The organism is Mesorhizobium sp. DCY119, from assembly GCF_003590645.1.
Lineage (GTDB): Bacteria > Pseudomonadota > Alphaproteobacteria > Rhizobiales > Rhizobiaceae > Mesorhizobium_M.
Genome location: NZ_CP031834.1, coordinates 857,853 through 872,196 on the forward strand (window position 1 = coordinate 857,853; position 14,344 = coordinate 872,196).

The 14,344-nt window shown below is 63.1% G+C and carries 12 protein-coding genes; all 12 read left to right on the forward strand.

Annotated elements, in window-relative coordinates; genetic code table 11:
• The first annotated feature begins 52 nt into the window (after positions 1–52).
• The gene (locus tag DZG07_RS04085; protein WP_119814501.1) at positions 53–448 is read left to right on the forward strand and encodes a DUF4345 family protein; all 396 of its coding nucleotides are present in this window, start codon (positions 53–55) and stop codon (positions 446–448) included.
• 237 nt (positions 449–685) lie between these two features.
• Positions 686–1,246, forward strand: coding sequence for a F0F1 ATP synthase subunit delta (locus DZG07_RS04090; protein WP_119814504.1), 561 nt, complete (start codon positions 686–688; stop codon positions 1,244–1,246).
• A complete protein-coding gene (gene atpA, locus DZG07_RS04095) occupies positions 1,246–2,775 on the forward strand; it encodes a F0F1 ATP synthase subunit alpha (RefSeq protein WP_091909007.1) in 1,530 nt (509 codons plus the stop codon). The genes DZG07_RS04090 and atpA overlap by 1 nt, the downstream gene beginning before the upstream one ends.
• 16 nt (positions 2,776–2,791) lie before the next feature.
• A complete protein-coding gene (locus tag DZG07_RS04100; RefSeq protein WP_091909010.1) occupies positions 2,792–3,682 on the forward strand; it encodes a F0F1 ATP synthase subunit gamma in 891 nt (296 codons plus the stop codon).
• A gap of 77 nt (positions 3,683–3,759) precedes the next feature.
• Entirely contained in the window at positions 3,760–5,406 is a 1,647-nt protein-coding gene (gene atpD, locus DZG07_RS04105) for a F0F1 ATP synthase subunit beta (RefSeq protein WP_119814507.1), read from the forward strand.
• Between the two features lie 98 nt (positions 5,407–5,504).
• Positions 5,505–5,903 carry a F0F1 ATP synthase subunit epsilon gene (locus DZG07_RS04110; protein ID WP_091909016.1) on the forward strand — a complete coding sequence of 133 codons (399 nt, stop codon included), beginning with the start codon at positions 5,505–5,507 and terminating at the stop codon, positions 5,901–5,903.
• 407 nt (positions 5,904–6,310) lie between these two features.
• Positions 6,311–6,400 carry a K(+)-transporting ATPase subunit F gene (gene kdpF, locus DZG07_RS04115; RefSeq protein WP_091909018.1) on the forward strand — a complete coding sequence of 30 codons (90 nt, stop codon included), beginning with the start codon at positions 6,311–6,313 and terminating at the stop codon, positions 6,398–6,400.
• Between the two features lie 34 nt (positions 6,401–6,434).
• Positions 6,435–8,138, forward strand: coding sequence for a potassium-transporting ATPase subunit KdpA (kdpA, locus tag DZG07_RS04120; protein WP_119814510.1), 1,704 nt, complete (start codon positions 6,435–6,437; stop codon positions 8,136–8,138).
• Positions 8,139–8,153: 15 nt separating this feature from the next.
• Entirely contained in the window at positions 8,154–10,250 is a 2,097-nt protein-coding gene (kdpB, locus tag DZG07_RS04125; RefSeq protein WP_119814513.1) for a potassium-transporting ATPase subunit KdpB, read from the forward strand.
• A gap of 11 nt (positions 10,251–10,261) precedes the next feature.
• Positions 10,262–10,864, forward strand: a complete 603-nt coding sequence (locus tag DZG07_RS04130; RefSeq protein WP_119814516.1) for a K(+)-transporting ATPase subunit C — start codon at positions 10,262–10,264, stop codon at positions 10,862–10,864.
• A gap of 90 nt (positions 10,865–10,954) precedes the next feature.
• The gene (locus DZG07_RS04135) at positions 10,955–13,651 is read left to right on the forward strand and encodes a sensor histidine kinase KdpD (RefSeq protein WP_119814519.1); all 2,697 of its coding nucleotides are present in this window, start codon (positions 10,955–10,957) and stop codon (positions 13,649–13,651) included.
• Positions 13,648–14,340: a response regulator transcription factor gene (locus tag DZG07_RS04140; protein WP_091909034.1), complete on the forward strand. Its 693-nt coding sequence runs from the start codon at positions 13,648–13,650 to the stop codon at positions 14,338–14,340. Before DZG07_RS04135 ends, DZG07_RS04140 begins: the two co-directional genes overlap by 4 nt.
• The last annotated feature ends 4 nt before the right edge of the window (positions 14,341–14,344 follow it).

Sequence of the window (14,344 nt, forward strand, 5' to 3'; positions counted from 1 at the left end):
CGCACGCTAGAATGCGCGCGGTTTAGACCAGAACATTTTTCGAGGGGACATCATGGAATTTGCGCTTCCCTGGCCGGTCACGCAGGGTGAATGGCTGGCGTGGTCTTCAGCCGTCGTCACGGTGCTGTTTGGACTGCTGCTGCTTTTCGGGCCACGGCTATCGTTGCGCATCCTGCGCCTGCAGACTGTCGAGAATCATCCCGAGGCGGTTTCAGAGGCGCGGGCGACCATGTCCGGCTTCTACCTCGGCGTTGGCCTGTGCTGCATTCTGCTCGCCCAGCCGCTGCTTTACATGGCGCTCGGTTTCTCCTGGCTGTTCACCGTTTTCGGCCGTATCATCTCGATGCTGTCGGATCAGGGGAACGGGCTTTACAACTGGGTCTGGCTGATCGTGGCACTCGTTCTGGCTGCATTGCCGCTGGCCTTCGCCTTCGGCTTTATCGCCTGATTGGAGCCTGTGGGCGCCTATCTGCGCGCAGCATGCGACAAATCTGCCTAAAAGCCGCTTCGCCAACGTGTTGCGACTCTGAAAAGCGTGTGCTAGACGGCAATCGACTTTCGATCGGGGGATGCGACAGCCGCTTCCGCCAGATCGATAAAACGCAGCAAGGTCAAAGATTTAGCCAGAGTTCCAGACTCCAGCCTAAGAATCTTCCGGCCTGTCAGACAAGAGAAAAGACGGACCGTGGCAAAGTCTAGCTCGCCAATCTCAGCAGTTGCCGAACGCTATGCGGGTTCGCTTTACGAACTGGCAGCGCAGTCGAAGCAGATTTCCAAGGTCGAAGGCGACCTCGCCCGCTTCGAAGCATTGCTCGCCGGTAGCGATGATCTCACACGCATGATCAAGAGCCCGGTGTTCTCGGCCGATGAGCAGTTCAAGGCCATCACCGCCATCGCCGACAAGGCGAAGATTACAGGCCTGGTGGGCAACTTCCTTCGCGTCGTGGCGCAGAACCGCCGTCTCTTCGCGGTGCCCGGCATGATCAAGGCATTCCGCGAGATTGCCGCCGAGGCGCGCGGTGAGGTTGCTGCCGAAGTCACTTCGGCGCATGACCTGTCTGCCGCCCAGAAAACCGAACTGAAGGCTGCGCTGAAAAGCGTCGCCGGCAAGGACGTGTCCATCACGGTCACCGTCGATCCGTCACTTCTCGGCGGGCTGGTGGTCAAGATGGGCTCGCGCCAGATCGACACGTCGCTCAAAACCAAACTCAATTCGCTCAAGCTTGCACTGAAAGAGGTCGGCTGATGGACATCCGCGCCGCGGAAATTTCCGCAATTCTCAAAGACCAGATCAAGAATTTCGGCAAGGAGGCTGAAGTCTCCGAAGTCGGTCAGGTGCTTTCCGTCGGTGACGGTATCGCCCGCGTCTACGGTCTCGACAACGTCCAGGCGGGCGAGATGGTCGAGTTCCCCGGCGGCATCCGCGGCATGGCGCTGAACCTCGAAAGCGACAATGTCGGCGTCGTCATCTTCGGCAACGACCGTGACATCAAGGAAGGCGACACCGTCAAGCGCACCGGCGCCATCGTCGACGTTCCTGTCGGCCCCGGCCTGCTCGGCCGCGTCGTCGACGCGCTCGGCAACCCGATCGATGGCAAGGGCCCGATCAAGGCAGCAGAGCGTCGCCGCGTCGACGTAAAGGCGCCCGGCATCATCCCCCGCAAGTCGGTGCATGAGCCGATGTCGACCGGCCTCAAGGCCATCGACGCGCTCATCCCGGTCGGTCGCGGCCAGCGCGAGCTGGTCATCGGCGATCGCCAGACCGGCAAGACCGCCATCATTCTCGACACCATCCTCAACCAGAAGGCTATCCACGACAGCGGTCCGGAATCGGAAAAGCTGTTCTGCGTCTATGTCGCCGTCGGCCAGAAGCGCTCGACCGTCGCGCAGTTCGTGAAGGTCCTGGAAGAGCGCGGCGCGCTCGACTACTCCATCATCATCGCCGCCACCGCTTCCGATCCGGCGCCGATGCAGTTCCTGGCACCGTTCGCCGGTTGCGCCATGGGCGAATATTTCCGCGACAACGGCATGCACGCGCTGATCTCTTATGACGATCTGTCCAAGCAGGCCGTCGCTTATCGCCAGATGTCGCTGCTGCTGCGCCGCCCGCCGGGCCGCGAAGCCTATCCGGGCGACGTCTTCTACCTGCACTCGCGCCTGCTCGAGCGCGCTGCAAAGCTCAACGACGAAAACGGCAATGGCTCGCTGACGGCTCTGCCGGTCATCGAAACGCAGGCCAACGACGTTTCGGCCTACATCCCGACCAACGTGATCTCGATCACCGACGGCCAGATCTTCCTTGAAACCAACCTGTTCTTCCAGGGCATCCGTCCTGCCGTGAACGTCGGTCTCTCGGTGTCGCGCGTCGGTTCGTCGGCCCAGATCAAGGCGATGAAGCAGGTCGCCGGCTCGATCAAGGGCGAGCTCGCGCAGTACCGCGAAATGGCGGCCTTCGCGCAGTTCGGCTCCGATCTCGATGCCGCCACGCAGCGCCTGCTCAACCGCGGCGCACGCCTGACCGAACTCCTGAAGCAGCCGCAGTTCTCGCCGCTGAAGACGGAAGAGCAGGTTGCGGTGATCTATGCCGGCGTCAACGGCTATCTCGACAAGCTCGCCCTCAACCAGGTCGGCAAGTTCGAGCAGGGGCTGCTTGCGCATATGCGCGCCGACGGCAAGGACGTTCTCGACGGCATCCGCAAGGAGAAGGCGCTGAGCGATGGTCTCCGCGCCAAGCTCAAGGAACATATCGACGCTTTCGCGAAAAACTTCGCCTGACACTGACGGGTAAGGCATGGCCTCGTTAAAAGACCTCCGTAACCGTATCGCCTCGGTCAAGGCGACGCAGAAGATCACCAAGGCGATGCAGATGGTCGCCGCGGCGAAGCTGCGCCGCGCCCAGGAAGCGGCGGAAGCCGCCCGGCCCTATTCGCAGCGGATGGGTGCCGTTCTGGCGAATATCGCCCAGGCGGTCGGCGGCGGTGGCGATGCCCCGGCGCTAATGACCGGCACCGGCAAGGACGACGCGCACCTGCTCGTCGTCTGCACGGCCGAGCGCGGTCTTTGCGGCGGCTTCAATTCGCAGATCGCGCGCTTTGCCCGCGATCATGCCCGCAAGCTGATCGCTGCCGGCAAGACGGTGAAGATCATCTGCGTCGGCAAGAAGGGTTTTGACATCCTTCGCCGCGACTACGCTTCGCTGATCATCGAGCGCGTCGATCTGCGCGAAGCCAAGCAGGTCGGCTTCGTTCATGCCGATGCGATCGCCAAGAAGGTGATCGGGCTGTTCAACGAAGGCGCCTTCGACGTCTGCACGCTGTTCTATTCGGAATTCAAGTCGGTGATCAGCCAGGTTCCGACCGCGCAGCAGATCATTCCGGCTGCAGCACCCGCTGCGGATACGAATGCGAGCGCGGACGTTACCGGCGGCGCCGTCTACGAATACGAACCCGAGCCGGGTGAGATCCTGAGCGACCTCATTCCGCGCAACATCTCCGTGCAGGTTTTCCGGGCTCTGCTCGAAAACGCCGCCGGCGAGATGGGCGCCAAGATGAGCGCGATGGACAATGCAACGCGCAACGCCGGCGACATGATCAACAAGCTGACGATGTCGTACAACCGCCAGCGTCAGGCGCAGATCACCAAAGAACTGATCGAAATCATTTCGGGCGCGGAAGCGCTCTAGTCACGTGACCTGAGGAAAGCCGCAGGCTTTCCGATCGATCATGTGGAAACAGAAAACGGACCAAAGAGGTTACCACAATGGCTAAAGCAGCTACTCCGAAAGCGGCTCCGGCGGCGAAGGCCCCGGCAGCAAAGAAGGCAGCGCCCGCCAAGGCAGCGGCTGCAAAGGCTCCTGCCGTGACGGCAGCGGCGGCCCCGGCCAAGGCAGCTCCTGCCAAGGCAGCCCCGGCGAAAGCCGTTGCCACCAAGGCAGTGGCGGCCAAGTCGTCGTCAACGGCCATGTCGGCCAAGGGTGCGGCCGGCAAGGTCAGCCAGGTCATCGGCGCCGTCGTCGACGTTTCCTTCGAAGGCGGCAACCTGCCGAAGATCCTAAACGCACTCGAGACCATGAACGGCTCCAACCGTCTCGTTCTCGAAGTGGCGCAGCATCTCGGCGAAAACACCGTACGCTGCATCGCCATGGACATTTCGGAAGGTCTGGTTCGCGGCCAGGCCGTCTACGACACGGGCGAGCCGATCACGGTTCCGGTCGGTGACGAAACGCTCGGCCGCATCATGAACGTTATCGGCGAGCCGGTCGACGAAGCAGGTCCGGTCAAGACCAAGGCGCGCCGCGCCATCCACCAGGACGCTCCGGCCTATGTCGACCAGTCGACGGAAGCGCAGATTCTCGTCACCGGCATCAAGGTCGTCGACCTTCTGGCTCCTTACGCCCGCGGCGGCAAGATCGGCCTGTTCGGCGGCGCCGGCGTCGGCAAGACCGTTCTGATCCAGGAACTGATCAACAACGTCGCCAAGGCGCACGGTGGTTACTCGGTGTTCGCCGGCGTCGGCGAGCGTACCCGCGAGGGCAACGACCTTTACCACGAAATGATCGAATCGGGCGTCAACAAGGACCCGCATGAGAACAACGGCTCGACCGAAGGTTCGAAATGCGCCCTGGTGTTCGGCCAGATGAACGAGCCGCCCGGTGCGCGCGCCCGCGTCGCTCTCTCCGGCCTGACGATCGCCGAGCATTTCCGCGATCAGGGCCAGGACGTTCTGTTCTTCGTCGACAACATCTTCCGCTTCACGCAGGCGGGTTCGGAAGTGTCCGCACTTCTCGGCCGTATTCCTTCGGCCGTGGGCTATCAGCCGACGCTGTCGACCGACATGGGCCAGATGCAGGAACGCATCACCACGACCCACAAGGGCTCGATCACGTCCGTGCAGGCCATCTACGTGCCGGCCGACGACTTGACCGATCCGGCGCCTGCGACTTCGTTCGCGCACCTTGACGCGACGACCGTGCTTAACCGCGCGATCTCGGAAAAGGGCATCTACCCGGCCGTCGATCCGCTCGACTCGACCTCGCGCATGCTCGATCCGCTGATCGTCGGCGAAGAGCACTACCAGGTTGCCCGCCGCGTCCAGGAAATCCTTCAGCGCTACAAGTCGCTGCAGGACATCATCGCCATCCTGGGCATGGACGAGCTGTCGGAAGAAGATAAGGTCACGGTTGCCCGCGCCCGCAAGGTCGAGCGCTTCCTGTCGCAGCCCTTCTTCGTGGCCGAAGTGTTCACCGGCTCGCCGGGCCAGCTCGTGCCGCTCGAAGACACGATCAAGAGCTTCAAGGGTCTGGTCGAAGGCGAATACGATCACCTGCCGGAAGCAGCCTTCTACATGGTCGGCTCGATCGACATGGCCATCGAAAAGGCACAGCGTCTGGCAGCGGAAGCTGCGTAAATTAAAGGGAGTAGTGAGGTCGTGAAGTAGTGAGATGGTGAAGTCGGAGCTTCTGTTCCCCACTCACTACTCACTACTCCCCACTCACTAAAGCGAACATGGCTGAAGCTTTCAAATTCGAACTGGTCTCGCCCGAGCGTCTGCTCGTTTCGGAAGAGGTACAGTCCGTCGTCATTCCCGGTGCGGAAGGCGAGATGACGGTTCTGGCCAACCACGCGCCGGTGATGACCACGATCAAGCCGGGCGTCGTCACGGTCAAGACCGTGGCCGGCGCCGACGAGCGCTATGTCGTGTTCGGCGGTTTCGCCGACATTCTGCCGTCCGGCTGCACGCTGCTTGCCGAATCGGCCGTGCCGGTGGCGAGCATCGACCGCGAGGACCTCGCCCGCCGCATCCAGGATGCGCGCGAGGATGCAGCCGACGCCAAGGACGACGAGACCAAGACCCGCGCCGAGGCCTTCCTGAACCAGCTCACGACGCTGGAAGCCGCGCTCTAAGAGCTCAGGCCTCAAAGTCTCAATTTCTTGAGAAGCCTTCGTCCCGATAGGGACGGAGGCTTTTTTCGTTTCAGCAGTACCGGTCGCTCGAGCGTCGCCTTTAATAGGCCCGTACTGCCAGTGCGATCTTTATGAAATTCCTATTTCTTTGGCCTTCGGCCCGTCTCGAACCTTTATGGCGTCGGTGACATCTTCCTCCTGCAAGTGATGCTTCGCGACCCACGTTTATCGGCGGGCGCGACATCATCCGTCATCTCTCTTTGACCGCGCGGCTCACGTCGCGCGGCGAGAACTTTTGGAGACTGCGTCACCATGTGGGACTTCATCCTCGTAGCCTTGGGCATTGTCTCCTTCGGGCTGTTCTATGCCTACGCGCTCGGCTGCGACCGGCTTTAGGAGCGAGACCGATGCTGATCGATTACGTCCTCTCAGGCGGCGTCACGCTGCTGCTCACCGTCTATCTCATCTTCGCCCTGATCCGCCCCGAGCGCTTCTGACGGCCATCATCACGACTGCGAAAGTAGAAAAGCCATGACCATCAACGGCTGGATCCAGATCCTGATTTTTTGCGGGATCGTCGTTCTTCTCGTCAAGCCGCTCGGCGGCTACATGACGCGCGTCTATCAGGGCGAGCGCACCTTCCTGTCCTTCATCTTCGCGCCGTTTGAGCGGCTGCTCTATCGCCTCGCCGGCACCAGTGAAAACGAGGACCAGCACTGGACGACCTATGCCGCGGGCATGCTCGCCTTCAACCTGCTCGGCTTCCTCGTGCTCTATGCGTTGCAGCGCTTCCAGGCGGGCTTGCCCTTCAATCCCGCCGGCATGAGCGCGGTCGGACCCGAGCTTGCCTTCAACACGGCGACAAGCTTCGTCACCAACACCAACTGGCAGAACTATGGCGGCGAAAGCACCATGTCCTACCTCGTGCAGATGGCTGGCCTGACGGTGCAGAATTTCGTTTCCGCCGCGACCGGCATGGCGCTCGCCATCGCCCTGGTGCGCGGCTTCTCGCGTGCGTCCGCCAAGTCGATCGGCAATTTCTGGGTCGATCTGACACGCTCGACGCTCTACATCCTTCTGCCGCTCTGCATCGTGCTGACGCTGTTCTATGTCTATAGCGGCGTGCCGCAGACGCTGGGCGCCTACATCGATGCGACGACACTCGAAGGCGCCAGGCAGACCATTGCTGTCGGACCGGTCGCCTCGCAGCTGGCGATCAAGATGCTCGGCACCAATGGGGGTGGGTTCTTCAACGCCAATTCGGCGCATCCGTTCGAAAATCCCGACGCGCTGGTCAATCTCGTCCAGATGGTCACCATCTTTGCGATCGGCGCAGCCCTCACCAACGTCTTCGGCCGCATGGTCGGCAACCAGCGTCAGGGCTGGGCGATCCTTTCCGCCATGGGTGTGCTGTTCATCGTTGGCGTTACCGTCACCTATTGGGCGGAAGCCGCCGGCAATCCGCTGATCCATGCGCTCGGCGTCGAGGGCGGCAATATGGAAGGCAAGGAAGTACGCTTCGGCATTCCGCTTTCCGCACTATTCGCCGTCGTCACCACTGCGGCGTCCTGCGGTGCGGTCAATGCCATGCATGACTCGTTCACCGCACTCGGCGGCATGATCCCGATCATCAACATGGAGCTCGGCGAGGTCATCGTCGGCGGCGTCGGTGCTGGTCTCTACGGCATCCTGATCTTCGTCATCATCGCCATCTTCGTCGCTGGCCTGATGGTCGGGCGCACACCCGAATATCTCGGCAAGAAGATCGAGGGCAAGGAAGTGAAGATGGCGATGCTGGCCATGCTCTGCCTGCCGCTGGCCATGCTGGTCTTCACCGCCATCAGCGTCGTCATGCCCTCCTCGGTGGCGTCGATCGCCAATCAGGGACCGCACGGCTTCTCGGAGATCCTTTATGCCTACACCTCGGCGGCGGCCAATAACGGCTCGGCCTTCGGCGGCCTCACCGGCAACACGCCCTGGTACAACATCACGCTCGGCATCGTCATGATGATGGGCCGCTTCCTGGTCATCGTGCCCGCACTGGCAATTGCCGGCTCGCTGGCGGCCAAGAAGACGGTTCCGGCGTCTGCCGGCACCTTCCCGACCGACAGCGGCCTGTTCGTCGGCCTGCTGGTCGGCGTCATCCTGATCGTCGGCGGCCTCACCTTCCTGCCCGCGCTGGCGCTCGGCCCGATCGCCGAACATCTGGCGATCGCTGCCGGCCAGACCTTCTAATTTGGAAGAATGACAATGAGCAAAATGAAATCGGCGAGCATCATGGATGCAGCCATAATCGTCCCGGCCATCGGCGCGGCCTTCAAGAAGCTCGATCCGCGCTCGCTCGCCAGAAACCCGGTGATGTTCGTCGTCGCCGTGGTCTCGGCGTTGACCACGGTGCTGTTCCTCAAGGACATAGCTGTGGGCAATTCCAACCTCGGCTTCTCCTTCCAGATCATCGTCTGGCTGTGGTTCACCGTGTTGTTCGCCAACTTTGCCGAAGCCGTCGCCGAAGGGCGCGGCAAGGCGCAGGCGGATTCGCTGCGGCGAACCCGCACCGAGACGCAGGCCAAGCTGCTGACCGGTGATGACCGCGCCAAGTTCACCATGGTGCCCGGCGCGGGCTTGAAGGTCGGTGATCTCGTGCTGGTCGAGGCGGGCGACATCATCCCCTCCGACGGCGAGGTGGTCGAAGGCGTGGCCTCGGTCAACGAAGCGGCCATCACCGGCGAATCCGCGCCCGTCATTCGCGAATCGGGCGGCGACCGCTCGGCCGTCACCGGCGGCACGCAGGTGCTGTCCGACTGGATCAAGGTGCGCATCACCGCTGCTGCAGGCTCGACCTTCCTCGACCGCATGATCGCGCTGGTCGAAGGTGCCGAGCGGCAGAAGACGCCCAACGAGATCGCGCTCAACATTCTGCTCGCTGGCATGACGCTGATCTTCGTGCTGGCGACCGCGACAATCCCGAGCTTCGCCACCTATGCCGGCGGCTCGGTTCCGGTCGTGGTGCTGGTGGCGCTGTTCGTGACGCTGATCCCGACGACCATCGGCGCGCTGCTGTCGGCCATCGGCATTGCCGGCATGGACCGCCTGGTGCGCTTCAACGTGCTGGCCATGTCCGGTCGCGCGGTGGAGGCCGCCGGCGACGTCGATACGCTGCTTCTCGACAAGACCGGCACGATCACGCTCGGCAATCGTCAGGCCAGCGAATTCCGTCCGATCAAGGGCGTGACCGAGAAGGAACTGGCGGACGCCGCCCAGCTCGCCTCGCTTGCCGACGAGACGCCCGAAGGTCGTTCGATCGTCGTGCTGGCCAAGGAAAAATATGCCATCCGCGAGCGCGACATGCGCACGCTGCATGCCAGCTTCGTGCCCTTCACGGCGCAGACTCGCATGAGCGGCGTCGATGTCGAGGGCAGCTCGATCCGCAAGGGCGCGGTCGACGCCATCCTCGACCATGTCGCCAAGGGGCCGGCGTCGGCACTGGCCAGCTCGGCCTCGGGCGTGACGACGATGCAGGCGTCGAGCGCCAGCATTGCCGAAATCCGCTCTATCGCCGAGCAGATCGCCAAGTCCGGCGGCACGCCGCTGGCGGTGGTGCGCGACGGACGCCCCCTCGGCGTCATCCACCTCAAGGACATCGTCAAGGGCGGCATCAAGGAGCGTTTCACCGAACTGCGCCGCATGGGTATCCGCACGGTGATGATCACCGGCGACAATCCGATGACGGCGGCGGCCATCGCCGCCGAAGCCGGCGTTGACGATTTCCTCGCCCAGGCTACGCCCGAAAACAAGCTGCAGCTGATCCGCGAGGAACAGGCCAAGGGCAAGCTGGTGGCGATGTGCGGCGACGGCACCAACGATGCGCCCGCACTGGCGCAGGCCGATGTCGGCGTTGCCATGAACACCGGCACGGTGGCGGCGCGCGAGGCCGGCAACATGGTCGATCTGGATTCCGATCCGACCAAGCTCATCGAGATCGTCGAGATCGGCAAGCAGCTCCTGATGACTCGTGGTGCGCTGACGACCTTCTCCATCGCCAACGACATCGCCAAATATTTCGCCATCATCCCGGCGATGTTCCTGGCCTTCTATCCGCAGCTTCAGGTGCTGAACGTCATGAACCTGTCGACGCCGCAATCGGCGATCCTGTCGGCGATCATCTTCAACGCGCTGATCATCATCGCGCTGATCCCGCTGGCGCTGCGCGGCGTCAAATATCATGCGGTCGGTGCCGCCTCGCTGCTGCGCCGCAATCTCGTCATCTACGGCCTGGGCGGCATCATCGTGCCCTTCATCGGCATCAAGGCGATCGACCTCGTCGTCTCCGCACTCGGCCTGGCATAAGGAAGACCATCATGTTGAAGCAACTTCGACCCGCACTGGTCATGATCGTCATCTTCACGGCGATCACCGGCCTGGCCTATCCGCTCGCCATGACCGGCATTGCCGGCGCGCTGTTTCCACGACAGGCCGAGGGCAGCCTGATCACCGAGAACGGCACCGTTATCGGCTCCGAACTGATCGGCCAGAACTTTGCCAGCGAGAAATATTTCCACGGCCGTCCGTCGGTGACGCTCGGTCCAGACCCGGTCGACCCGTCGAAATCGGTCGTCGTGCCCTATAACGCCGTGAACTCGATGGGCTCCAATCTCGGCCCGGCCAATCCGGCGCTGATCGAGCGCGTCAAGGGCGACCTGGAGAAACTCAAGGCGGAAAACCCCGGCCAGCCCGTGCCGATCGATCTGGTGACCACCACCGGCAGCGGCCTCGATCCGGACATCTCGCCGGAGGGTGCATTGTTTCAGGTGCCGCGCGTCGCCAAGGCGCGGGACGTTTCGGAAGACAAGCTCCGCGATCTGGTGAGCGATCTGACACAGGCGCCGATCCTCGGCATATTGGGCGAAGCGCGCGTGAATGTTCTGGCGCTCAACCGCGCGCTGGATGCGATGACGAAGTAAGATATTCGGAGCCTTCGCCGCCGCGATTGACCTCGCGGTGGCTTTGCATGAGGAATGATGCGGGCCATTCGCCCGAAATGAGCAGTGCGCATGCCTGACGACAGCGACAGGCGTCCCTCGCCGGATGCCCTTCTGGAAGCCGCGGAGCGAGAGCTTCGCGGCAAGTTGCGTATTTTCCTGGGCGCGGCTCCCGGTGTCGGCAAGACGTTCGAGATGCTGCTTTCGGGCCGCGCCCGTCAGGCCGAGGGCGTCGATGTCGTCATCGGCGTCGTCGAAACCCATGGCCGCAAGGAGACCGAGGCGCTTCTCAAGGGCTTCGAGATCATTCCGCGCGTGCCCGTGCCCTACAAGGAGCGCGCGCTCGACGAGATGGATATCGACGCGATCCTCGCGCGCCGGCCGCAACTGGTTCTGGTCGATGAGCTTGCCCACACCAACGCGCCCGGCAGCCGCCATCCCAAGCGCTATCTGGATATCGAGGAACTGCTCGCCGCCGGCATCGATGTCTACACCACCGTCAACATCCAGCACGTCGAAAGCCTGAACGACATCGTCGCGCAGATCACCCGCGTGCGGGTGCGCGAGACGGTGCCGGATTCCTTCATCGACCGTGCCGACGACATCGAGGTCATCGACCTCACGCCAGGCGACCTGATCGAGCGGCTGAAGCAGGGCAAGGTCTACATGCCCCGCACGGCCAAGGCTGCTGTCGAAAACTATTTCTCGCCGGGCAACCTGACGGCGCTGCGCGAACTGGCCCTGCGGCGCACGGCCCAGCGCGTCGACGAGCAGCTTGTCAGCCATATGCGCGAGAACGCCATCTCCGGGCCATGGGCAGCGGGTGAGCGGGTGCTGGTGTGTATCGACGAGGCACCGCGTGCTGCCGCGATGGTGCGCTATGGCAGGCGGCTGGCAGAGCGGTTACGCGCGCCGTGGTCGGTGGTGACGGTCGAGACGACGCATGCGGCGCGCCTAACCGAGGCCGAGCGCGACCGGATCGCCAGCGCGCTGCGGCTTGCCGAGAGCCTGGGCGCGGAGGCTGCGACCTTGCCGGGACGCACGGTCGCCGAGGAGATCATGCGCTATGCGCGCGAGCGCAACGTCACGCACATCATCGTCGGCAGCTCCGACAAGGCGCGCTGGCGCGAATGGATCGAAGGCTCGGTGACGCACGACCTGATCCGCATTGCCGGCGATATCAGCGTGCATGTGATCTCGGGTCGGGAGGTCGCACCCAAGCCGCCGCGAGGCTCAGTGCAGGATGCCGGCACGACGGGTTTTTCCTTCCGTCCCTATCTGGTGAGCCTGGGCATCATTGGCATCGCGCTGATATGTGCGTTCGCGCTGCGGCAATTGCTCGATGTCGCCAATATCGGCGTCGTCTTCCTGATGGGCGTGCTGACCAGCGCGTTGTGGTTTGGCCTGAGACCCGCGATCTTCGCCAGTGTCATCGGCGCCATAACCTTCAATTTCTTCTTCCTGCCGCCGCTCTACACATTCGACATCGGCGATTCGGAAAGCATCGTCACCTTCGTCTTTTTCCTCGTCGTATCGGTGATCGCCAGCAATCTTTCGGCACGGGTGCGCGGGCAGGCCATCGCCGCGCGCCAGCGGGCACGGATGAACGAAGACCTCTACATGTTCTCCAAGAAGCTGGCCGGTACCGCGACGCTGGATGATGTTCTGTGGGCGACGGCCTTCCAGATCGCCTCGATGCTAAAGGTGCGGGTCGTGCTGCTGTTGCCGGAAGAGGGGCGCATCACCGTCAAGGCTGGCTATCCGCCCGAGGATACGCTGGACGAAGCCGATCTGGCGGCGGCGAAATGGACCTGGGAGAACGACAGGCCGGCTGGACGCAGCGCCGATACGCTGCCGGGCGCCAAGCGCCTGTTCCTGCCCGTGCGCACGGCGCGCGGCGCGATCGCCGTGGTCGGCATCGACGACGACCGGCAAGGACCGATGCTGACGCCCGAGCGGCGGCGGCTTATGGATGCGCTGACCGACCAGGCGGCGCTCGCCATCGAGCGCGTCCATCTGGTCGAAGACCTCGACAATGCCAAGCTGGCGGTTGAGGCCGACCGGCTGCGCTCGGCGCTGCTGACATCGATCTCGCACGACCTGAAAACTCCGCTCGCCGCGATCATGGGGGCGGCGGGTACGCTGAAGGAATTTTCCGGCGCGCTCGATGCGCCCACCAAGGATGAGCTTCTCGGCTCGGTCTTGGACGAATCCGAACGGCTCAATCGCTTCATCGCCAATCTGCTCGACATGACGAAGCTGGAATCGGGCGCGATCAGCCCGAATTTCGGCATGCATGACCTGAACGAGATCGTTGGCAGCGCGCTGTCGCGGGCAAAGAAAATCCTTGGCTCCCACCAGATCGAGGTCGACCTGCCGCCCAATCTGCCGATGCTGCGCGTCGATCCGGTGCTGTTCGAACAGGTTTTGTTCAATCTCTTCGACAATGCGGCAAAATACTCGCCCGCCGCGTCGCGCATCCGCATCCAGTCTTTCCAGGGCGAAAAGTCGCTGACGATCCAGATTCTCGATGAAGGGCCGGGCATTCCGGCGGACGAGCTTGAGGATATTTTCGGCAAGTTCACCCGCGCCCGCAAGGGCGACAGCGTGCCGGCCGGCACCGGCCTCGGCCTTGCCATCTGCCGCGGTTTCGTCGAAGCCATGGGCGGCACCATCGTCGCCGGAAACCGGACGGATCGCCCCGGTGCCGTCTTCACCATCCGCATGAAGCTGCCTGCGGGGCAAATGGAAGGCACGGAGTTGTCATGACCGCGTCCGCGATAAAGATCCTCGTCGTCGATGACGAGCAGCCGATCCGCAAGCTGCTGCGGGCGGGCCTGTCGACGCAGGGCTATGACATCATCGACGCGCCGAACGGACGCACCGCATTGGAGGAGATGGCCAATGCCTCCCCCGATCTGGTGGTGCTCGATCTCGGCCTGCCCGATATTTCCGGCCAGGAGTTGCTGCGGCGCTGGCGCACCGAGGGCAGGACGGTGCCGGTGGTCATCCTGTCCAGCCGCACCGACGAGCCCGGCATCGTCGAGGCGCTCGATCTCGGCGCGGACGATTATGTGACCAAGCCTTTCGGCGTGAACGAACTGATCGCGCGCATCCGCGTGGCGCTGCGCCACAGGCTGCAGCAGCAGGGCGAAAAGCCTGTGTTCCACACCGGCGATCTGTCGGTCGATCTGGTGCGGCGCATCGTCAGGCTCGGCGAGGAGGAGATAAAACTGTCGCCCAAGGAATACGACATATTGCGCGCGCTGGTGCAGCATGCCGGCAAGGTTCTGACCCACAATTTCCTGATGAAGCAGGTGTGGGGCGAAGTGCAGGACGTGCAGTATCTCAGGGTCTATGTGCGCCAGTTGCGCCAGAAGATCGAGCCGGATCCGGAACAGCCGCGCTACATCCGCACCGAAACCGGGGTCGGCTACAGGCTGAGCGAAGCGGATTGAGGAA

What these genes read in the sequence shown, in the direction of transcription:
- DZG07_RS04130 (WP_119814516.1), top strand. Translation starts at nt 10,262, where the DNA reads ATGTTGAAGCAACTTCGACCCGCACTGGTCATGATCGTCATCTTCACG.
- kdpF (WP_091909018.1), top strand. Translation starts at nt 6,311, where the DNA reads ATGCTGATCGATTACGTCCTCTCAGGCGGCGTCACGCTGCTGCTCACC.
- DZG07_RS04110 (WP_091909016.1), top strand. Translation starts at nt 5,505, where the DNA reads ATGGCTGAAGCTTTCAAATTCGAACTGGTCTCGCCCGAGCGTCTGCTC.
- kdpB (WP_119814513.1), top strand. Translation starts at nt 8,154, where the DNA reads ATGAGCAAAATGAAATCGGCGAGCATCATGGATGCAGCCATAATCGTC.
- DZG07_RS04085 (WP_119814501.1), top strand. Translation starts at nt 53, where the DNA reads ATGGAATTTGCGCTTCCCTGGCCGGTCACGCAGGGTGAATGGCTGGCG.
- DZG07_RS04140 (WP_091909034.1), top strand. Translation starts at nt 13,648, where the DNA reads ATGACCGCGTCCGCGATAAAGATCCTCGTCGTCGATGACGAGCAGCCG.
- DZG07_RS04135 (WP_119814519.1), top strand. Translation starts at nt 10,955, where the DNA reads ATGCCTGACGACAGCGACAGGCGTCCCTCGCCGGATGCCCTTCTGGAA.
- DZG07_RS04100 (WP_091909010.1), top strand. Translation starts at nt 2,792, where the DNA reads ATGGCCTCGTTAAAAGACCTCCGTAACCGTATCGCCTCGGTCAAGGCG.
- atpA (WP_091909007.1), top strand. Translation starts at nt 1,246, where the DNA reads ATGGACATCCGCGCCGCGGAAATTTCCGCAATTCTCAAAGACCAGATC.
- kdpA (WP_119814510.1), top strand. Translation starts at nt 6,435, where the DNA reads ATGACCATCAACGGCTGGATCCAGATCCTGATTTTTTGCGGGATCGTC.
- atpD (WP_119814507.1), top strand. Translation starts at nt 3,760, where the DNA reads ATGGCTAAAGCAGCTACTCCGAAAGCGGCTCCGGCGGCGAAGGCCCCG.